The organism is Jiangella alkaliphila (genome assembly GCF_900105925.1).
In the GTDB taxonomy this organism is placed as follows: Bacteria; Actinomycetota; Actinomycetes; order Jiangellales; family Jiangellaceae; genus Jiangella; species Jiangella alkaliphila.
This window is the reverse complement of record NZ_LT629791.1, coordinates 6,555,875-6,574,250: the sequence shown is the minus strand read 5'-3', so window position 1 is coordinate 6,574,250 and position 18,376 is coordinate 6,555,875. Positions and strand designations below refer to the sequence as shown.

General features: G+C 73.1%; 24 protein-coding genes. 11 read left to right on the top strand and 13 right to left on the bottom strand.

What is annotated here, in order from left to right; translation table 11 throughout:
- Nucleotides 1–28 precede the first annotated feature (28 nt).
- Genes BLV05_RS30340 through BLV05_RS30330 form a run of 3 tightly spaced genes read right to left on the bottom strand, consistent with a single transcriptional unit; the run spans nt 29 to nt 2,087 of the window.
- Nucleotides 29–739, bottom strand: coding sequence for an SDR family oxidoreductase (locus tag BLV05_RS30340; protein ID WP_046771727.1), 711 nt, complete (start codon nt 737–739; stop codon nt 29–31).
- Entirely contained in the window at nt 736–1,200 is a 465-nt protein-coding gene (locus BLV05_RS30335) for a nuclear transport factor 2 family protein (RefSeq protein ID WP_082155663.1), read from the bottom strand. Before BLV05_RS30335 ends, BLV05_RS30340 begins: the two co-directional genes overlap by 4 nt.
- The gene (locus BLV05_RS30330; RefSeq protein ID WP_052762965.1) at nt 1,197–2,087 is read right to left on the bottom strand and encodes a helix-turn-helix transcriptional regulator; all 891 of its coding nucleotides are present in this window, start codon (nt 2,085–2,087) and stop codon (nt 1,197–1,199) included. Before BLV05_RS30330 ends, BLV05_RS30335 begins: the two co-directional genes overlap by 4 nt.
- A 162-nt stretch (nt 2,088–2,249) precedes the next feature.
- Here BLV05_RS30330 and ilvD point away from each other — a divergent pair, with 162 nt between their 5' ends.
- Nucleotides 2,250–3,941, top strand: coding sequence for a dihydroxy-acid dehydratase (gene ilvD, locus BLV05_RS30325; protein ID WP_046771669.1), 1,692 nt, complete (start codon nt 2,250–2,252; stop codon nt 3,939–3,941).
- Here the strand turns inward: ilvD and BLV05_RS30320 are convergent.
- The gene (locus tag BLV05_RS30320) at nt 3,938–4,612 is read right to left on the bottom strand and encodes a TetR/AcrR family transcriptional regulator (RefSeq protein WP_172860728.1); all 675 of its coding nucleotides are present in this window, start codon (nt 4,610–4,612) and stop codon (nt 3,938–3,940) included. The two genes, ilvD and BLV05_RS30320, sit on opposite strands and share 4 nt — an antisense overlap.
- Before the next feature lie 84 nt (nt 4,613–4,696).
- Here BLV05_RS30320 and BLV05_RS30315 point away from each other — a divergent pair, with 84 nt between their 5' ends.
- Genes BLV05_RS30315 through BLV05_RS30305 form a run of 3 tightly spaced genes read left to right on the top strand, consistent with a single transcriptional unit; the run spans nt 4,697 to nt 6,075 of the window.
- Nucleotides 4,697–5,377 carry an NAD(P)-dependent oxidoreductase gene (locus tag BLV05_RS30315; protein WP_046771670.1) on the top strand — a complete coding sequence of 227 codons (681 nt, stop codon included), beginning with the start codon at nt 4,697–4,699 and terminating at the stop codon, nt 5,375–5,377.
- A 33-nt stretch (nt 5,378–5,410) separates the two neighbouring features.
- The gene (locus BLV05_RS30310; RefSeq protein ID WP_046771671.1) at nt 5,411–5,674 is read left to right on the top strand and encodes a type II toxin-antitoxin system Phd/YefM family antitoxin; all 264 of its coding nucleotides are present in this window, start codon (nt 5,411–5,413) and stop codon (nt 5,672–5,674) included.
- Between the two features lie 2 nt (nt 5,675–5,676).
- On the top strand, nt 5,677–6,075 hold the full coding sequence (locus tag BLV05_RS30305; RefSeq protein ID WP_046771672.1) for a PIN domain-containing protein: 399 nt from the start codon (nt 5,677–5,679) through the stop codon (nt 6,073–6,075).
- A 36-nt stretch (nt 6,076–6,111) separates the two neighbouring features.
- Here the strand turns inward: BLV05_RS30305 and BLV05_RS30300 are convergent, their stop codons facing one another.
- The 7 genes from BLV05_RS30300 to BLV05_RS30270 are packed head-to-tail and all read right to left on the bottom strand — an operon-like array spanning nt 6,112 to nt 13,239.
- The gene (locus BLV05_RS30300; protein ID WP_197683413.1) at nt 6,112–6,990 is read right to left on the bottom strand and encodes an NAD(P)-dependent oxidoreductase; all 879 of its coding nucleotides are present in this window, start codon (nt 6,988–6,990) and stop codon (nt 6,112–6,114) included.
- On the bottom strand, nt 6,987–7,682 hold the full coding sequence (locus BLV05_RS30295) for an SDR family NAD(P)-dependent oxidoreductase (RefSeq protein ID WP_046771673.1): 696 nt from the start codon (nt 7,680–7,682) through the stop codon (nt 6,987–6,989). The genes BLV05_RS30300 and BLV05_RS30295 overlap by 4 nt, the downstream gene beginning before the upstream one ends.
- Nucleotides 7,679–8,581 carry a cupin domain-containing protein gene (locus BLV05_RS30290; protein WP_046771674.1) on the bottom strand — a complete coding sequence of 301 codons (903 nt, stop codon included), beginning with the start codon at nt 8,579–8,581 and terminating at the stop codon, nt 7,679–7,681. Before BLV05_RS30290 ends, BLV05_RS30295 begins: the two co-directional genes overlap by 4 nt.
- Complete coding sequence (locus tag BLV05_RS30285) at nt 8,578–9,939, bottom strand: amidohydrolase family protein (RefSeq protein WP_046771675.1); 1,362 nt, start codon at nt 9,937–9,939, stop codon at nt 8,578–8,580. The genes BLV05_RS30290 and BLV05_RS30285 overlap by 4 nt, the downstream gene beginning before the upstream one ends.
- A 32-nt stretch (nt 9,940–9,971) precedes the next feature.
- A complete protein-coding gene (locus tag BLV05_RS30280; RefSeq protein WP_046771676.1) occupies nt 9,972–10,952 on the bottom strand; it encodes an alpha-ketoacid dehydrogenase subunit beta in 981 nt (326 codons plus the stop codon).
- A complete protein-coding gene (locus BLV05_RS30275; RefSeq protein WP_046771677.1) occupies nt 10,940–11,929 on the bottom strand; it encodes a thiamine pyrophosphate-dependent dehydrogenase E1 component subunit alpha in 990 nt (329 codons plus the stop codon). Before BLV05_RS30275 ends, BLV05_RS30280 begins: the two co-directional genes overlap by 13 nt.
- On the bottom strand, nt 11,926–13,239 hold the full coding sequence (locus BLV05_RS30270) for a M24 family metallopeptidase (protein ID WP_046771678.1): 1,314 nt from the start codon (nt 13,237–13,239) through the stop codon (nt 11,926–11,928). The genes BLV05_RS30275 and BLV05_RS30270 overlap by 4 nt, the downstream gene beginning before the upstream one ends.
- A 101-nt stretch (nt 13,240–13,340) precedes the next feature.
- Here BLV05_RS30270 and BLV05_RS30265 point away from each other — a divergent pair, with 101 nt between their 5' ends.
- Both BLV05_RS30265 and BLV05_RS30260 read left to right on the top strand, forming a co-directional pair.
- A complete protein-coding gene (locus tag BLV05_RS30265) occupies nt 13,341–13,997 on the top strand; it encodes a cupin domain-containing protein (RefSeq protein WP_152690996.1) in 657 nt (218 codons plus the stop codon).
- Nucleotides 13,998–14,066: 69 nt separating this feature from the next.
- The gene (locus tag BLV05_RS30260; RefSeq protein WP_046771679.1) at nt 14,067–14,624 is read left to right on the top strand and encodes a pyridoxamine 5'-phosphate oxidase family protein; all 558 of its coding nucleotides are present in this window, start codon (nt 14,067–14,069) and stop codon (nt 14,622–14,624) included.
- Nucleotides 14,625–14,690: 66 nt separating this feature from the next.
- Here the strand turns inward: BLV05_RS30260 and BLV05_RS30255 are convergent, their stop codons facing one another.
- Complete coding sequence (locus tag BLV05_RS30255; RefSeq protein ID WP_046771680.1) at nt 14,691–15,164, bottom strand: Asp23/Gls24 family envelope stress response protein; 474 nt, start codon at nt 15,162–15,164, stop codon at nt 14,691–14,693.
- The gene (locus BLV05_RS30250) at nt 15,155–15,718 is read right to left on the bottom strand and encodes an RNA polymerase sigma factor (RefSeq protein ID WP_046771681.1); all 564 of its coding nucleotides are present in this window, start codon (nt 15,716–15,718) and stop codon (nt 15,155–15,157) included. Before BLV05_RS30250 ends, BLV05_RS30255 begins: the two co-directional genes overlap by 10 nt.
- A gap of 111 nt (nt 15,719–15,829) precedes the next feature.
- Between BLV05_RS30250 and BLV05_RS30245 the strand changes: the two genes are divergently transcribed.
- The 5 genes from BLV05_RS30245 to BLV05_RS30225 are packed head-to-tail and all read left to right on the top strand — an operon-like array spanning nt 15,830 to nt 18,335.
- Nucleotides 15,830–16,363 (top strand): Asp23/Gls24 family envelope stress response protein, encoded by a 534-nt coding sequence (locus BLV05_RS30245; RefSeq protein ID WP_046771682.1) that lies wholly within the window; start codon nt 15,830–15,832, stop codon nt 16,361–16,363.
- 5 nt (nt 16,364–16,368) lie between these two features.
- Nucleotides 16,369–16,689, top strand: a complete 321-nt coding sequence (locus tag BLV05_RS30240; RefSeq protein ID WP_046771734.1) for an Asp23/Gls24 family envelope stress response protein — start codon at nt 16,369–16,371, stop codon at nt 16,687–16,689.
- Nucleotides 16,686–16,865: a hypothetical protein gene (locus BLV05_RS30235; RefSeq protein WP_046771683.1), complete on the top strand. Its 180-nt coding sequence runs from the start codon at nt 16,686–16,688 to the stop codon at nt 16,863–16,865. The genes BLV05_RS30240 and BLV05_RS30235 overlap by 4 nt, the downstream gene beginning before the upstream one ends.
- Nucleotide 16,866: 1 nt before the next feature.
- Complete coding sequence (locus BLV05_RS30230; protein WP_052762966.1) at nt 16,867–17,763, top strand: DUF6286 domain-containing protein; 897 nt, start codon at nt 16,867–16,869, stop codon at nt 17,761–17,763.
- Complete coding sequence (locus BLV05_RS30225; RefSeq protein ID WP_046771684.1) at nt 17,760–18,335, top strand: hypothetical protein; 576 nt, start codon at nt 17,760–17,762, stop codon at nt 18,333–18,335. Before BLV05_RS30230 ends, BLV05_RS30225 begins: the two co-directional genes overlap by 4 nt.
- The last annotated feature ends 41 nt before the right edge of the window (nt 18,336–18,376 follow it).

The following is an 18,376-nucleotide window of genomic DNA, read 5'->3' as shown; positions in this document are numbered from 1 at the left end:
CCGGCGCCGACGTGAACGCCCGGTGAAGTCACCAGGGGACGGGGCGGCCGTCGCGGAAGAAGCCGCCGGTCGGGCCGTCGTCGGGGAGGGTGGCGGCCCAGACGATGCCGGCGGCGCCCTCGGTGACGGGACGGCCGCCGGGGCCGCCCATGTCGGTGGCGACCCAGCCGGGGCAGATCGAGTTGACCAGGATCCGGTCGCGCCGCAGCTCGGCGGCGAGCATGCGGGTCACCGCGTTGAGCGCGGCCTTCGTCAGGCTGTACGCGGGCGTGCCGCCGCCCATGCTCGCCAGCGACCCGCCCTCACTGGACACGTTGACGACGCGTGGATGGGCGCTCGCCCGCAGCAGCGGCAGCAGCGTCATCGCCAGCCGCCAGGGCCCGTAGACGTTGGTCTCGGCGGCCTCGCGAACGACGTCGAGGTCGGCGGACGCGGCGCGCTGCCAGGTGTCGTAGGCGATCGCGGCGTTGTTGACCAGCACGTCCAGCCGCCCGAACTCGTCGCCGAGAAATCCGGCCAGCGCCTCGGCGTCGTCGGCGGACGTGACGTCCAGACGGAACGGCACGACGGTCCCCGGCAGACCGGCCAGCCCCGACGCCGCCTTCCGGGCCGCGGCCTCATCGCGCGCCGTCAGCACGACGGCCTGCCCGCGGGCGGCCAGCTGGCGGCACACCTCGAGGCCGATGCCGCGGTTGCCGCCGGTGACGACGGCGACCGGCGCGCGCCCGCCGTCGGTCAAGCCGCCACCCGTCCACCGGCGCCGGCCGCGCACCGGGCGGACGCCGCCTCGGTCAGCGCGCGGTCGCCGTCCTCGTAGGACGCGTGCAGCGTGATCGCAGTGATCCGCCCGCCGGCGTCGACCCCGATGTCGTAGCGGCCGGCGATCATCCACGTCGCCCGGTTGGAGCCGTCGACGAGGTGGTGGTAGGCGCGGACCGTCGTGGCGCAGCGGAAGCCGGCGCCGTCGGGCGACACGAGGACCGGGCCGGTCAGGTGCTGCGTCGTGTCGAACCCCGGCAGCAGCCCGCGCCACCGCGTCACCACCTCCGACGCCGCCACGGACTCCACCGAGCCACCCCAGAGCGAGGTGTAGTCGAGCCGGACCTCGCCGGCGAGCACGGCCAGCACGCCGTTCCAGTCCAGCGTGTCGACGGCGTGCAGCAGGGCGGTCACCGCGTCGGCGGCGCGAGAATCGGTCATGACGCCAAGCCTGTCAAACGCCCGTCGGCGCCTGGAGGGTCCGATCCTGCGGTCCTCGCCGGGCGCAGGTCGGACGGCAGGAAGCCGGTGTGCCGGCGGAACACCCGGCGGAAGTGGCTGACGTTGGAGAAGCCGACCGAATAGGCGATCTCCGGCACGCTCAACCGGGTGCTGAGCAACAGCGACTTGGCCCGCTCCATGCGCCGCGACGTGACGTACTCGTGCGGCGCGAGGCCGGTCGACGCCTTGAAGGCGCGGGCGAAGTGGAACGGGCTGAGCGTCGCGGCGGCGGCGAGGTCGTCGACGGTGAGCGGGTCGCCCAGGCGGTCCTCAACGACGCCGGCGACGCGGTCGAGCAGGACGCGGTCCAGCCGCCCGGCGCCCGCGCGGCCCCGGCCCCGCCCCGGCGGCGCGATGCCGGCGTAGTGGCCGACGACGTGCTCGGCCAGCCGGTGCGCGAGCGTGCCGGCCAGAAGACTGTCGACGTGTGCCACGCCGAGGTGGGCGCGCTTGAGGATCGACGCCGTCCCGAGCACGACGGGGTCGCGCACCCCGCGAAGCGGCTCGATCTCAGGCGTCCGCGACGCCCCCGCCGCGGCCCGCAGCAGCTCGTCGCCCGGGTAGATCTCGACCAGCTCGTCAGGCCGCGTGACCTCGCTCCAGTACACCCGCGACCACCCGTTCGCGAACACGTCGCCGGGCCGGATGTCGAACCGCTCGCGCCGCCCGCCGGACTCGGTGACGACGCCGTGGTGCTCGGCGAACGAGACGCCGATCTGCTGGGCGCCGCTGACGGAGACGCCGCCGGTGGGCGGGTGCCAGCAGTACACCGTCCGCAGCCCCGGCCAGCGCAGCTCCGACCGGCGCGCGCCCAGTCCTCGGTCCATGCCCCCAGTATCCGCCGGGCTCGGTTTGCAATGAGCACCTATACGCACCGGGCCGGGGTGGTGCGTATAGGTGCTCATTGCAAAGGGGACGCAGTGACAACCGAACGTCCGGATTTCGGACCTCGCGTCTTTCCTGCCGGACGACGGGACTAGCGTGTCGGCATGACCGTGACACCCTCGAAGCCCGACCTGAAGCCACACTCCCGGGCGGTCACCGACGGTCTCGAACGCGCCGCCGCCCGCGGGATGCTGCGCGCCGTCGGCATGACCGACGACGACTGGGAGAAGCCGCAGATCGGGGTCGCCTCGTCCTGGAACGAGATCACCCCCTGCAACCTGTCGCTCGACCGCCTCGCCAAGGCGTCGAAGGAAGGCGTACACGCCGGCGGCGGGTTCCCGATGGAGTTCGGCACCATCTCGGTGTCCGACGGCATTTCCATGGGCCACGAGGGCATGCACTACTCGCTGGTGTCGCGCGAGGTCATCGCCGACTCCGTCGAGACGGTGTTCGGTGCCGAGCGGCTGGACGGGGCCGTGCTGCTGGCCGGCTGCGACAAGTCCGCGCCGGCCATGCTGATGGCGGCCGCGCGGCTCGACGTCGCCGCGACGTTCCTGTACGCCGGGTCGATCCTGCCCGGCCGGGTCGGCGACCGCGACGTCACCATCATCGACGCGTTCGAGGCGGTCGGCGCGTGCGCCCGTGGGCTGATCACCCGCGAAGAGGTCGACATCATCGAGCGGGCCATCTGTCCGGGCGAGGGCGCCTGCGGTGGCATGTACACCGCGAACACCATGGCCAGCGCCGCGGAGGCGCTCGGTATGTCGCTGCCCGGCAGCGCCGCGCCGCCCGCCGTCGACCGCCGTCGCGACGGCTACGCCCGCAAGTCCGGCGAGGCCGTCGTCAACCTGCTGCGGCTGGGCATCACCACCCGCGACATCCTGACGAAGGAGGCGTTCGAGAACGCCATCGCCGTCGTCATGGCGGTCGGCGGCTCCACCAACGCCGTCCTGCACCTCATGGCCATCGCGCACGAGGCCGACGTGAAGCTCGAGCTCGACGACTTCAACCGCATCGGCGACCGCGTGCCGCACCTGGCCGACGTCAAGCCGTTCGGGCAGTACGTCATGACCGACGTCGACCGCGTCGGCGGCGTGCCGGTCATCATGAAGGCGCTGCTCGACGCCGGTCTCATGCACGGTGACGCGCTCACCGTCACGGGCAAGACGCTGGCCGAGAACCTGGAGAAGATCGCGCCGCCGGACGTCGACGGCAAGATCATCCACGCGATGAGCAACCCGATCCACCAGACCGGCGGCCTGACGATCCTGCGCGGGTCGCTGGCCCCCGAGGGCGCCGTCGTCAAGTCGGCCGGCTTCGACACCGCCGTCTTCGAGGGCACCGCCAAGGTGTTCGACGGCGAGCGCGGCGCCATGGACGCCGTCGAGAACGACACGCTGGAGAAGAACGACGTCATCGTCATCCGCTACGAGGGCCCCAAGGGCGGCCCGGGCATGCGCGAGATGCTCGCCGTCACCGGCGCCATCAAGGGCGCCGGCATGGGCAAGGACGTCCTGCTGGTCACCGACGGCCGATTCTCCGGCGGCACGACGGGGCCGTGCATCGGCCACGTCGCCCCCGAGGCGGTCGACGGCGGTCCCATCGCGTTCATCGAGAACGGCGACCGCGTCCGGCTCGACCTCGCGGCCCGCACGCTCGACCTGCTGGTCGACGACGACGAGCTGGCCCGCCGCCGCGCTGCCTGGACGCCGCCGGCGCCGAAGCACCAGCGCGGCGTGCTGGCGAAGTACGCCAAGCTGGTCGGCTCGGCCGCCAACGGCGCCGTCTGCGACTAGCCCTGGTCCTCGTCGGGTCGCAACGCGTCGAGGATCAGGGCGAGGCCGAAGTCGAACTCGGCGGCGTAGTCGTAGCCGGGCCGCAGCGCGTGCTCGGTGATCACCTCGGTGAGGTGCGGGTACGCGCCGCCGGGCAGATCGGCGAGGATGCTGCCCGCCACCGCGTCGACGTCGTCCCCGCCGCCGGCGAACGGCAGGCTCAGCTCCTGCAGCACGAACCCGTACAGGTAGCTGTCGATCAGCGAGACGGCGTGCGCGGCCAGTGGGACGGAGAACCCGCCGCCGCGCAGCGCGCCCAGGACGGCGTCGTGGTGGCGCAGCGTCGCCGGGCCGGGCCGGCCGCGCGAGTCCATCAGGCCGATGGCCCACGGGTGCCGCAGCAGCGCCGCCCGCGCTGACCCGGCGCGTTCGCGCATGGCCGGCCGCCAGTCCGCGCCCGGCGCCGGGAGGTCGATCTCGGCGAACACCGCGTCGACCATGCCGTCGAGGATGTCGTCGCGGCCCGCGACGTGGTTGTAGAGCGACATCGCCTCGACGCCCAGCTGCCCGGCGATGGCCCGCATGCTGGCGCCCGCCTGGCCCTTCTCGTCGGCCAGCGCCATGGCCGCCGCGACGACGCGCTCGCGGTTGAGTGGCGGCCGTGCCGTCCTGGTGGTGCCGCGGTCGGGCATCGGTGGGTCTCCTTGCCGGCTTGACGTACTTACAGTGTAAGCCTACCGTTACTTACAGTGTAAGTACGAGCGGCTGGAGCGGACATGAAGGTGTGCATCGTCGGGGCGTCGGGGAAGCTGGGGCAGTACCTGGTGCGGCAAGCGCTGGACCGCGGCTACGAGGTGGTCGGCGTCTGCCGCGAGAAGAGCGTGCCGAAGCTGGCCGAGGTCGCGGACCGCATCACCATCGTGCCGGGGCCGACGAACGACCGCGACGTGATCCGTCAGGCGGTCGCCGGGTGCGACGGCGTGCTGAGCGTGCTGGTGCCGTGGGGCGTCCAGCAGTACTCGTCCGGAACGGCGCAGGCGGTGCTCGACTTCGCCGAGCCGGACGCGCGGCTGGTCTTCTCCTGCGGCTGGCACATCACCCGCGACGGGCGGGACCGGTACTCCTGGCGGTTCCGGACGGCGCTGCGCATCGCCGACCGGCTGGGCCGCCTCGTCCGCGCCGTCGAGATCAGCGACCAGGAGGAGGCCTGCCGGCGGATCTTCGCCAGCGACCGCCGCTGGACCGTCGTCCGGGGTAGCGACCTGGAGGAGGGCGAGAGTCAGGGCCTGCCGGTCTGGAGCCGGCACGTCGGCGACCCGATCCTGGAGAGCAACCTGACCCGGCGCACCGACTTCGCGCTGTTCATGATCGAGGCGCTCACGGACGACTCGCTCGTCCAGGAGGCGCCGGCGATCAACGGACGCACGACGCCCAGCGCGCGGGCTGCTGGCATGTAGACGCACGTCTACATGAGTCGCTAGAATAGGTCCATGAAGACCGTCGGCACTCGCGAACTGAAGCAGAACCCGCACACGGTGATCGAGCGCGTGCGGAACACCGGCGACGAGTACGAGATCACCGCCTACGGCCGCCCCACCGGGGTGCGGATCGTTCCCGACCGTCCCGGGCCCCGTCGCTGGGTGAGTGGTGCCAGCCTCGCGGACGTCACGCCGATGAGCCCGCGGAACGCTGCCGCCTGGCGCAGCGACATCGAGCAGGCCATGGCCGACGAGGTCACCGACCCCTGGGAGTGAGCGTGATATTGCTCGACACGAACATTCTCATCGACCTGCATCTGTACGTTTTCGATCCAGCCGAGGAGTACGGCGCGAGCATCCTGTCCCGAGCCGAGCTGGAGTTCGGGATCCGTGCGGCCAAGAACCCGCGCGACGCCGCCGAGCGCACCCGGCGCCTCAATGAACTCGACCAGCGGTTCGACTGGGTCGGCTTCGACATCGAGTCGACCCGTTCCTACGGCATGATCGCGGCCGGCGCGCGTGCGACCGGCGCCAAGATCCGCAGCAAGGACGCCCTCATCGCGGCCCAGGCTCACCGGCACGGCGCCGCGGTCATGACGGCGAACACCGACGACTTCAGACCCATCGACCACGACGTCGAAGTCGTCGCGCCCACCCCGCGCACAGCCCGTTCTTGAATGTGCCCAGCGCGCTGCGGCCTCAGTAACGGAGGCTCAGGCCAGGCCGCGCAGGTAGCGCGCGAGCACGCTCATGTCCTCGTCGCCCAGGCCGGCGGCGACGGCGTCGGCGACGGCCCGGCGGTTGGCGGCGGCCTGCGGCATCGAGGCGCCGGACCGGGCGGCGAGGTCGAGGATGAGGTCGAGGTCCTTGCCGACGAGGTCGAGCGAGAACGCGACCGGCGTCTGCCCGGGCCGTTCGAACGCCGCGCGCTTGTACTGGACGAACGGCCCGCCGGCGACGCTGTTCGCGAACACCTCGTAGGCCGCTCGCCGGGCGACGCCGGACCGCTCGGCCAGCACCAGCGCCTCGGACACCGCCTGGTTGAGCGCGTGCACCAGCGCGTTGACGGCCAGCTTCATGGTCGCGCCGGCGCCGTGCTCGCCGACGTGGAAGATCTGGCGGGCCAGCAGGTCCAGCACCGGCCGGGCGCGGTCGAGGACCGCGACCCGGCCGCCGGCCATGACGGTCAGCTCGCCCCGCTCGACCACCGGCACGCTGCCGGAGACCGGGGTGTCCAGCATAGCGCCGCCGCCGGCCGCCACCAGCGCGGCCAGTTCGATCGACGTCCCCGGCGCGACGGTGCTGGTGTCGGCGACGACCGTGCCCGGCCCGGCGCCCGCGACGATGCCGTCCGGCCCGTCGTACGCGGCCCGGCAGGCGGCGTCGTCGGCCAGCGAGACCAGGACGACGGGGCCCGCGGCGGCCGCCCCCCGTGCGGTCGCCGCGACCCGTGCGCCCGTCGCCGCCGCCACCGCGGCCGCGCGCGCCGCCGTCCGGTTCCACAGCACGACCTCGACCCCGGCCGAGCGCAGCCGCGCCGTCATCGCCGCGCCCATGCGCCCGGCGCCGATCACCCCCACCGTGTCGGTCACGTCAGCAGCCAGCCGCCGTCGACGTTGAGGTTGACGCCGTTCATCGACGGGTTGCGCAGCAGGAAGTCCACCGAGTCGGCGACGTCGGCCATGGTCGCGAGGCGCCCGATCGGGGTGCGCGCGATGTAGCCGTCGAGCACCCCGGCCGGCTTGGCCTGCCAGAACGGGCTGTCGCCGACGATGCCCGGGTGGACGGCGTTGACCCGCAGCGGCGCCAGCTCGACCGCCAGCGTGTGCACCAGGCCCATCACGCCGCCGTTGATCGTCGACACCGTCGTCGACCCCGGATACGGCCGGTCCTTGGCCAGCCCGCCGAACAGCACGACGGCACCGTCGGGCGCCATGCGCGGCAGCAGCGCGTGCACCACCTCGGTGTACCCGACCAGCTTCAGCGTCACCAGGCGCAGCGCCCGCTCGACGGAGTAGTCGGCGGCGGTGTTCTGGTCGCGGTCGATGGCGGCGACGACGAGGTGATCGACGCGGTCCACGCCGGACAGCGCCGCGCCGATGGCGTCCGGGTCGGACAGCTCGACGGCGACGCCGCGGCAGCGCGCCCCGACCTCGGCGGCCACCGCGGCACAGCGCGAACCGTCGCGGCCGGTGATGACGACGTCGTCGCCGGTCGCGACCCGCCGCCGGGCCAGCTCCAGCCCGATGCCGGACGTGCCCCCGACGATCACGATGGTGCTCACGCCGAACCTCCCAGGACGTCGCGCAGATGGTTCCAGTCGCGCGCGAACCGGTACGAGTACCGCGGCGGCGGCGCCGGCGCCTGCGTCTCCAGCCAGCGCAGCGTGCCGTCGCCGGCGTTGCGGAACGCGTGCGGGCAGCCGACCCCGGCCCAGGCGACGTCGCCGGCCTCGAGCAGGTACGTCCGGCCGTCGAAGGACGCCTCGACCGTGCCCTCGAGGATGAGGTACGTCTCCTCGAACGGGTGGTCGTGCGGGGTGGTCGCGCCGTCGGGATCGTACTGCACCATGAACATCGTGGTCAGGACGGCGCCGAGGTCGCTGTCGACCATCTGCTTGACGTTGATGCCGCCGTAGACGAGCAGCGCGGTGCGCATGCTGGCCGAGACCGCGAGCAGGTCCTGCGACTGCTTCGCCGGGTCCATGTGCCCGGGCCGGATGGTGCCGAACCGGTACGTGCGCGGGTCACGCACGTCGACGGTGACCGCCGGCTGGGACTCGTCCAAGGCCGGCACCAGGAACGTGTCGCCGTCGAACGCGTCGCGCGGCTGCGGCCCCTGCATCTCCGCCCACCGCGCGGGACCGGAGCCGGAGCCCCGCCAGGCGTGCGGCACCGCCACCGGCAGCACCCCGTAGTCGCCCTCGGACACCTGGTACGAGCCGTCCGGCGTCGTGAGGACCGCCGACCCGGAGAGCACGTGGAAGCTCTCCTCGAACGAGTGGACGTGCGCCGGCACCGATCCGCCGGGGTCGAGCTCGCAGACGCCGAACCCGGTGTGGACGGCGCCGGCGTCCTCGCCGACGACCGTCCACCGCCGGTAGCCGGTGGCGCCCGCGGCCCAGCCCGCGGGTGCGCTGAACCCGGCCTGTCCCGCTCGCCGGACCAGGTGCCGCTCCGTCATACCGCGGCCGCCTCGCTGCGCTGCGCCGCCGCGGCGACCAGCCGGTCCCGGGCCGCCTCGACGAGGTCACGGGCCCGCGCGGCGTCGGCCAGCAGGCGGCCGTCGCGCTTGCGGACCACGCCGTCGACGATGACGGTCTCGACGTTGGAGACGTCGGCGGCCAGCACGACCGCGGCCACCGGGTCCATCACCGGGGCGACGTTGAGCGCCGTCGCGTCGATCAGCACGACGTCGGCGCGCTTGCCCGGCGTCAGTGAGCCGGTCCGGCCGTCCAGCCCGGCCACCCGCGCGCCGTTGATCGTCGCCATCTCCAGCATCTGCCGCGCCGTCGGCATGGTCTCCGGCACGACGGTGTCGGCCTCCCAGGAGGTCGCGTTGATGCGCGCCCGCTCGCCGCCGAACGCGCCACGCATCTGCGTGAACATGTCGCCCGGCACGGTCGTGACGACGTCGACGGACAGGCTGGGCGGCAGGCCGAACTGGTAGCTCTTCGCGACCGGCGGCCAGCCGTGGCCCATCTGCAGCTCGACTTGCGCGGCGATCGAGATGGTGCCGCCGGTGTCGGCGACCCGCCGCCACTCGTGGTCGCTGAAGTAGCAGCAGTGCACGTAGGTGGTGTCGGGTGCGAGCAGGCCGAGCCGGTCCAGCTGCTCGACCATGGCGAACCGGCCGGCGAGGCGGCCCATCGCGACGTGGACGGTGATCGGGATGCCGACCTCGCGCGCCAGCGCCCACTCGGCGCGGACCACGTCGTCCTGGCAGAACCCCGGCCCGCGGGTCGCCAGCCCCATGGTGAGCAGGCCGTCGTCGGAGGAGAAGTACCTGCTCCGAATGCGCCGGACGTCGTCGCCCGGGATCACCTCGGCGCTGTTGAACCAGTACGTCGCCAGCGACGTGTTGGCCGAGCCGTAGGCGTACTGGGCCCGCAGCCCCGCCTCCGTCAGCCCGGCGATCGCGGCGTCGGGGTGCTCGGCGGTGTTGTTGATGTGCGACCAGTCGACCAGCGTCGTGATGCCGGCGTTCAGGCACTCCAGCGCGCCGGCCAGGTTGCTCGCGTAGACGTCGTCGGGCCGGTAGAGCGGCGCGAACGTGTCGAGGACCTCGACGAAGTAGTCGTCCAGGGTGGCGTTCGGCGCGCAGGTGCGGATCGCCGTCTCCCAGGTGTGCCGGTGGCTGTCGACGAAACCGGGGATCACGATGCGCCCGGTGGCGTCGATGACCTCGGCATCGGCGTCGATGCGGGGCTGGACGGCGAGGATCGCGCCGTCCTCGATCAGCACGTCGGCGCCGGCGAGGTCGCCGATGTCCGGGTCCATGCTGATCACGTGGCCGTTGCGGAGCAGGAGTCGGGTGCTCATGGACCATCCCTTCATTGCGATGGCTGACGGTTTCAGTAGTGCGTGAGACTCCGGGCGGCGTCGACCACCTTGTCCACGGTGGGGATCACCTGGTCCTCCAGCGCGTCGGCGAACGGCAGCGGCACGTTGGCCCCCGCCACCCGCTTCACCGGCGCGTCCAGCAGTTCGAACCCCTCGTCGGCGACGACGGAGACGACGGTGCCGCCCCAGCCGCCCTGGTAGGGGTTCTCCTCGACGACGACCAGCCGCGACGTGCGCTCGACGGAGCGCAGCACGGCCGTGACGTCCAGCGGGATCAGCGTGCGCAGGTCCAGCACCTCGGCCGCGACGCCCTCGGCGGCCAGCCGGTCCGCGGCGGCGAGCGCCAGCGGCACCGTCGACGCGAGCGCCACCAGCGTGACGTCGCCGCCCTCGCGCAGCACGGCCGCCTCGCCGAACGGCACGACGTGGCCGTCGGGCGCCGGCGCCCCCTTGCCGGCCAGCAGCCCCTTGTGCTCGAAGAACACGACCGGGTCGTCGCTGCGGATCGCGCTGGCCATCAGCCCGACGACGTCGGCCGGCGTCGACGGCGCGGCGATCTTCAGGCCGGGGACGGCGAGCGCCCAGTTCTCCACCGCCTGCGAGTGCTGCGCGCCGAAGCCCAGCCCGCCGCCGTTCGCCGTCCGGACCACCAGCGGCACCGTCACCTGCCCGCCGGTCATGTAGCGGACCTTCGGGATCTCGTTGGCGAGGTAGTCCCAGCAGCAGGCCAGGAAGTCGCTGAACATGATCTCGGCGACCGGGCGCATGCCGGTCATCGCCGCGCCCATGGCTGCGCCGACGATGGCCTGCTCGGAGATCGGGGTGTCCCAGACCCGCTCCGGGCCGAACTCCTCGAACAGGCCGACGGTGGTCTTGAAGACGCCGCCGGCTGCGCCGATGTCCTCGCCCAGGCAGACGACGGACGGGTCGCGGCGCATCTCGCGGGCGATGCCCTCGGCGACGGACTCCCGGTAGGTGACTACGTCCGCCATGCGGAGCCCCCGTCCGCCCAGACGTCGGTGAACGCCTCGGCCAGGTCGGCCGGCGGTGCGGCCTCGGCGGCCGCGATCGCCGCGTCGACGACGGCTGCCGCGCGGTCCTCGGCCGCCGCGATCTCGTCGTCGCCGGTGCCGGTCGCGCGCAGCCGGGCGGCGGACACCGTCAGCGGGTCGCGTTCCAGCCAGCGCTCCAGCTCGCCGTCGGGCCGGTACTTCGCCGGGTCGGTGCGGCTGTGGCCGTAGTGCCGGTAGGTGTGCGCCTCCAGCACGGTGGGCCCGTCGCCCGCGCGGGCCCGCTTCGCCGCGCGGGCGACGGCGTCGCGCACCGTCACCACGTCATTGCCGTCGACGACCTCGGCGGGCAGGCCGTACGACGGCGCCCGCCCGGCCGCCGGGTGCTCCGTCGCCGTGACGGAGGCGATCGGCGTGTACTCCATGTAGAAGTTGTTCTCGCAGACGAACAGGACCGGCAGCCGCCACACCGCGGCGAGGTTCAGCGCCTCGTGGAACGCCCCGATGTTGGTGGCGCCGTCGCCGAAGAACGCGACCGCCACCTGGCCGGAGCCGCGCAGCCGGGCCGACCACGCGGCGCCGACGGCCATCGGCAGGTGCGCGCCGACGATCGCGTACGAGCCGAGCATGCCGGTCGCGGCCTTCGTCAGGTGCATGGAGCCGCCCTTGCCCTTGTTCAGCCCGGTCGAGCGCTGCATCAGCTCGGCCAGGCACTCCTCGGGCGTGGCGCCCCAGGCGATGGCGTGGTGGTGGCCGCGGTAGGTGGCGAACGCGTAGTCGCCGTCGCGCAGCGCCGCACGGGCCCCGACGGCGACCGCCTCGTGCCCGGCGGCCAGGTGCGTCGTCCCCTTGACCAGGCCGGACATGAACAGGTCGTGCGCGGCCTTCTCCGTCGCGCGGATCACCGCCATCGTCTCGTGCAGCTCCAGCAGACCGGTCGCCGTCGTCGTCTCCGTCATCCGGCCGCCCCGTTGGTGGTGTTGAGGTGCGACTGCGACTCGCGCAGCGTGCTCAGCTCGCCGCCGACGGTCCAGTACTTGCGGCCGGCGACCAGCAGTTCCTCGGCCGGGAACTTGGTGATGACCTCGCAGCCGTCGGCCGTCACCACGACCTCCTCCTCGATGCGGGCGGCGGACCAGCCGTCGGCGGCCGGCCAGTACGTCTCGAGCGCGAAGACCATCCCCTCCTCCAGCACCTCGGGGTGGTCCAGAGACACCAGCCGGGAGAAGATCGGCTTCTCCCAGATCGACAGCCCGACGCCGTGGCCGTACTGCAGCGCGAACGCCGCCTCCTCGTCGGGGAAGCCGAACTCGTCCGCCCGCGGCCACAGCGACACGATGTCGGCCGTCGTCGCACCGGGCTTGACCTCGGCGATCGCGTGGTCGATGAACTCGCGGCAGCGGGTGTAGGCGTCGCGCTGGGCGACGGACGCGCTGCCGACGGCGAACGTGCGGTAGTAGCAGGTCCGGTAGCCGTTGTAGCTGTGCAGGATGTCGAAGAACGCGGGGTCGCCGGGCCGGACGATGCGGTCGCTGTAGACGTGCGGGTGTGGCGAGCAGCGTTCGCCGGAGATCGCGTTGACGCCCTCGACGTACTCGCTGCCGAGGTCGTAGAGCACCTTGCTGACGACGCCGACGCACTCGTTCTCGCGTACGCCCGGGCGCAGGAACCCGTACAGCTCGTCGTAGGCGGCGTCGACCATCGACGCGGCGTGCGCCAGCAGCGCGATCTCGTCGGCCGTCTTGATGCGGCGGGCGTCGAGGAACACCTGCTGGCCGTCGACGACGTCGACCTGGTGGCTCGCGAGGGCGGCGAGGACCGGCATCTCGGCGAGGTCGACGCCCAGCGGCGCGTCCTGGAGGCCGTGCTCGGCCAGCACCCGGGCGATCTTGCCGGCGACGTCGTCCGCGATGCCGGCGCCCGGGTGGAACGCGCCGCGCAGCGTCGAGATGCCCGCGCGGGCCCGGTTCGCGCCGTCGAGCCACGGGTTGTACAGCTGGTGGTGCCGGGCGGCCGAGCCGAAGTCCCACACGATGGGCTCGCCGCCGCGGGGCAGCAGCGCGAACCGGATCAGCTTGTCGATCGCCCACGTCCCGATGTGCGTCGACGTCATGTACCGGATGTTGGCGAAGTCGAAGGCCAGCAGCGCGCCGAGCTCGGAGCGCTCCAGCGCGGCGCGCAGCCGGTCGAGCCGTTCGCGGCGCAGCCGGTCGAGGTCGATGCGGGTCTCCCAGTCGACCGCGTTGGGTCCGTAGGTGCGGATCGGCATCGGCGCGGCACCCCTCTCCGACTTTCGGAGTGTTCAATCACACTTATCATCTGAGTGAAGCGGAGCCGAGGCTGGACGTCAACCCGCTAAAATGCACAGTCATGGTGAACGCGTCGGTGGTGCCCCCGATCGGCGAGCGCATCCGCCAGGAACGGCTGCGCAAGGGCGTCAGCGCCCGCGCGCTGGCCCGCGAGATCGGGGTGTCGGCGAGCCTGATCTCGCAGATCGAGACCGAGAAGAGCCAGCCGTCGGTGAGCACGCTGTACGCCATCACGACGGCGCTGGGCATCTCGGTCGAGGACATCTTCGCGCAGGTGCCTGCAGAGCCGGCGGCGTCGGTCTCGGCGCCGGCGTCCGCACCGGCGTCCGCACCGGAGACGATCAGCGCGTTGCAGGCGCTCGGCGCGGCCCGCCGCCGCATCGGGCCCGTGGTCCGGGCCGCCGAGCGCGAGGTGCTGACGCTCGACTCCGGCGTCACCTGGGAGCTGCTCGGCCAGGTGCCCGACGTCCACACCGACTTCCTGCGCATCACGTACCAGCCGGGCGGCTCGTCGTCGTCGAGCGCCGGGCTGCTCATGCGGCACTCGGGCACGGAGTACGGGCACGTCCTGAGCGGTGAGCTGGTGCTGACGCTCGGGTTCGACGAACACCACCTGGCCGCCGGCGACTCCGTCTCGTTCGACTCCACGACGCCGCACTCGTACCGCAACGACGGCGCCGAGCCCGCGGTCGGCATCTGGTTCGTGCTCGAACAGTGACACTGCACGCCCGGCGCCACTGTGATCGGCGTCGCTGCGCCCGCCGGGCCGCGTGGGTAGGGTGCGGGCGTGGGCAAGGTGCATGAATCGATCAGCGGCCGGCTCCGCGAGTTCATCGAGGCGCAACAGGTGTTCTTCGTGGCCACGGCGCCGGCCGGGCCGGACGGTCACGTCAACGTGTCGCCGAAGGGCATCGGCGGCTCCTTCGTGGTGATCGACGAGCACACCGTCGCCTATCTCGACTACACCGCCAGCGGCGCCGAGACCATCGCGCACCTGCGCGAGAACGGCCGCATCACGCTGATGTTCTGCGCCTTCACCGGCCCGCCGAACGTCGTGCGGCTGCACGGCACCGGCCGGTTCGTCACGCTCTACTCCGAAGAATTCGCTGAGCTCGTCGAGCTGTTCCCGGAGCGCCGCGGCGCCCGCGCGGTCATCGTCGTCGACGTGCACCGGGTGTCCGACTCCTGCGGCTACGGCGTCCCGTTCATGGACTACGTGGGCGAGCGCGACCTGCTGCCGGCCCACATGGAGCGCAAGGGCACCGACGGGCGGGTCGAGTACCGCCGCAAGAAGAACCTGACCAGCCTCGACGGCCTCCCGGCGTTCGACTTCGATCCCGTGTGAGGTGACCACGGACGCCGTCGTGGACGACGAGCGACCGGTCTGGCTGGCCGCGACCGGCTGCCCCGATCACGGGGGGTCGACGTCGCCGATGTGGATCGAGATGCGGCTCAGCGGAAGGGCCGAGCCGAGGACGGACCGGATGGTCTCGTGCGAGGCATGCCGGACGGACTCGGCGAGCGGGTGGACGGGTTCCGGGTAGCGGACGGTGACGGTGATCCGCAGCGCCGTGAGGAGGTCGCCGTCGAGCTCCAGCCGGATGTGGGTCGCCTGTACGCCGTCGACCTCGTCGACCGCCGCCTGGAGGTAGGTCGTGATCACCTGGTCGCTGACGTGGAGGTCGCCGGCGTCGTCGCGGGCGCGCACCGGCCGGGACCGGCGGGTGGCGGCGAGGACGGACTGCAGGATCCGCGGCGACGCGGCCGTCCAGCCGTGGTCGGTGTAGGCGCGCAGGGCGGACGCGGCGCGGTCGACGACGGCGGAACCGGGGTCGGGACCGTCGCGACCATCGTGGCCGTTGCCGGAGCCGGAGGTCAGCGCCATGCGGCCAGCCTCTCCGCGAGCCGCCGCCGGGCGCGGTGCAGCAGCCCGCGGACGACGTCGCGTGAGGTGTGCATGATCTCGGCGATCTCCTCGTAGGTGAGTTCGTCGACCTCGCGGAGCAGCCAGGCCACCCGCTGCGGCTCCGGCAGACTCGCCAGAGCGTCGTCGAGGGCGGCGACCAGCTCGTTCTCGATGATGCCACGGGCGGGATCGCCGACGACGTCGACCAGGGTCTCGTGCTCGCCGGCCGCCAGCGGGACCGGACGCCGTTTGCGCCGCACGTTGTGCGCTTTGTTCAGCGTCAGCCGCAACAGCCAGCTGCGCAGCGCCGCGGCGCCTCGGAAATCGCCCAGGTGCCGCCACGCCGCGAGCAGCGCGTCCTGCACCGCCTCCTCGGCGTCACCGTCGTCGAGCAGCACCCGGCGGGCGAATCGGTACATGACCGGGCCGTGCCGCCGTGCGATGACACCGAAGGCCACCCGGTCGCCGAGCCCCGCGCGCCGGGCCAGGACCAGATCGTCCCACTGCTCCGGCGTCCCGGACCGATCGATCACAGTGACTCTGTGACCGGAATATCCGCAATCATGCGTGACGTCCGGGTGGGAGTGCGTGTCTAAGCAGTGTCAGCCGCGCAAGCGGGGTGCGAGCAAGGGGGAGGGCCCACGATGACTGTGGACGGGCCGAACACGTCGACGACGGGGAGCGGCGGCACATCGGCGCCGGCGCGGGAGCAGGGCCGCGAGCAAGGGCGCCAGGCCGGGCGGGAGCCGGCGCACGTCGCCGGTCGCGAGCCGGCACAGGGCCCGCTGGTGACGGAGATGGGCCGGACCACCATCGCCGACAGCGTGGTGTCGAAGATCGCCGGGATCTCCGCGCGCGAAGTGGCCGGTGTGCACGACCTCGGCGGCGGCGCCGCTCGGATGGTCGGGGCGATCCGCGAGCGGATCCCCGGCTCGCGCACGAACCTCCAGCAGGGCGTGTCGGTCGAGGTCGGCGAACGGCAGGCGGCGATCGACATCGACATCGTGGCCGAGTACGGCGTCTCCATCGTCGACCTGTCGACGGGGATCCGGCGCAACGTGATCGCCGCGGTGGAGCGCATGACCGGCCTCGAGGTCTCCGAGGTGAACGTCACCGTGAACGACGTCTACCTCGAGGGCGAGGACGACGACGAGCAGCGCGAGAGCCGGGTCGAGTGATCGCGATGGAACCTCCGGGAACGGAGGCGGATCCGGCCGAGGTCGTCGCGGCGGCCGTGCGGGCGGTGCCGGGGGTGGCCGGGCTCTACGGCGGCCTGTTCGGTGAGGTCGCGACGCACCTGGCCGGTCGGCGGGTGCCGGGCGTCCGGATCGACGACCGCGGCGAGGTCGAGGTCCACATCGTGATCCGCTGGGGCCACCCGGTGCCGTCCACCGCTGACGCCGTCCGGCGAGCCGTGTCGGCCCTGGTGCCCGGCGGGGTCCGGGTCGTGGTCGACGACGTCGCTGTGCCGGGCGAGCCCGCGGAACACGGAGGTGCAACGTGAACACGGTGACCATCGGGCTGTTCGCCGGTCTGCTGCTCGGCGTGGCCGCGGCGGCGGGCGGCTTCTGGGGGTTCGTCGTCGCCGTGCTGCTCGGACTGGTGGGTGCCGCCGTCGCCGGTCAGGCGTCCGGCGAGATCGACGTGACCGCCGTGCTGCGGGGACGGGACCGGGAGTGACATGAGCGCGGGGGAACATGCGGGCGACGATGTCGACGCCCGCGGCCGGTTGGTGATCCACGACCGCGTGGTCCGCAAGATCGCCGAGCGGGCGGCGGCGACTGTGGCCGGCCGCTCGGAACAGGCCACCGTGTGGGAGCGCCTCGGCGGCCAGCGGCTTCCGAACGCCGACGCGCGGGTGATCGGCCGCCACGTCCGCATCGACGTGGCGGTCGGTGCGCCGGGGGGCAGTGCGCTGCCCGATCTCGCCGCGGCCGTCCGGGACGCCGTCGCCCGCGAGGTCGGCGAGCTCACCGGGTTCACCGTCGACCGCGTGGACGTGCGCGTGGCGGCGGTCGCCCCGTACCGTCCGCCGCCCGGGACCGAGCCGCTGCCGGGCGCGGGCCGCCCGGCGGCGCCGGGAGCGGCCCGCAAGGCCGGGCTGCTGGTGGCACTGCTCTTCCTCGCCCTGGGCGTCGCCGGCATCTACGACGCGCTGGTCGACGGTGGTGTCGTCGACGCGCGGCGGCTGGTCGAGCCGCTGCTGGAGTGGTTGGACGGGCTGGAGCCGCAGGACTGGATGGTGCCCGCGGGCATCGTCGTCGGGCTGGCCGGGCTCGCTCTGATCCTGGCGGCGCTGTGGCCGCGGCCACGGCGGTCGCTTCCCGTCACCGCGCGCACCGGCGTCTTCGCCACCCGCGGGGCCGTCGAGGAGCTCACCGTCGACAGCGCCGCCGCGCACGGCGGGGTGCTCGACGCGAACGCGCGGGCACGCTCGCGGGCGGTCGCGGTCCGCGTGGTCACCGACGGCGAGCCGGAGACCCCCGCCGAGGTGCGGCGGAGCGTGACCGAACGGCTGTCCCGGCTCTCCGGCACGCCGAAGGTCCGCGTGGGCGCGCGGCGCAAGGAGGTCCGGTGAACCGGGCGGCGGCCGGAACCGAACGGGTCGCCGTCCTGCTCGTGGGCCTGGTGCTGCTGGCTCTCGGGGCCGCGGCGGCCGCCTGGGAGCGGGACTGGATCCCTGACGCCGTCGACCGCCTGGACCTCTCGGTGCTGCTCGACCGCACGGACGAGAGCTGGTGGCCGTGGGCGGTCGGGCTGCTGGGACTGGTCCTGGTGATTCTCGCGCTGCTGTGGCTGCGGGCGCACGCCCGCCGCCGCAGCCTCGCCCGGCTGAAGCTCCCGGGCACCGGCCGCGGCGGGGCGCTCGAGGCCGACTCCGGCGCGCTGGTCGATGCGGCCGCGGCGAGCCTGGCCGAGGCGCCGGGCGTGACGGCGCGCGGCGGGCGGGTCTGGCGCGACCAGCGCGAGATCGTCGTCGAGTTGCGGGCGGCGCTCGACCCCGGCGCGGACCTGAACGAGGTCGCGGATGCCGCCGATCGGGCCGCGGCCGTGCTCGGGACGTGCCTCGGACCGGAGACGTCGGCGCGCTGCCGGGTGGTCCTGGTCCGCGCCCGGCCCTGGGCTCGGGGGCGGACGCGAGTGCGGTGACCGACCAGCATCTGAACGCCGATTCCGTATGGTGAGACATC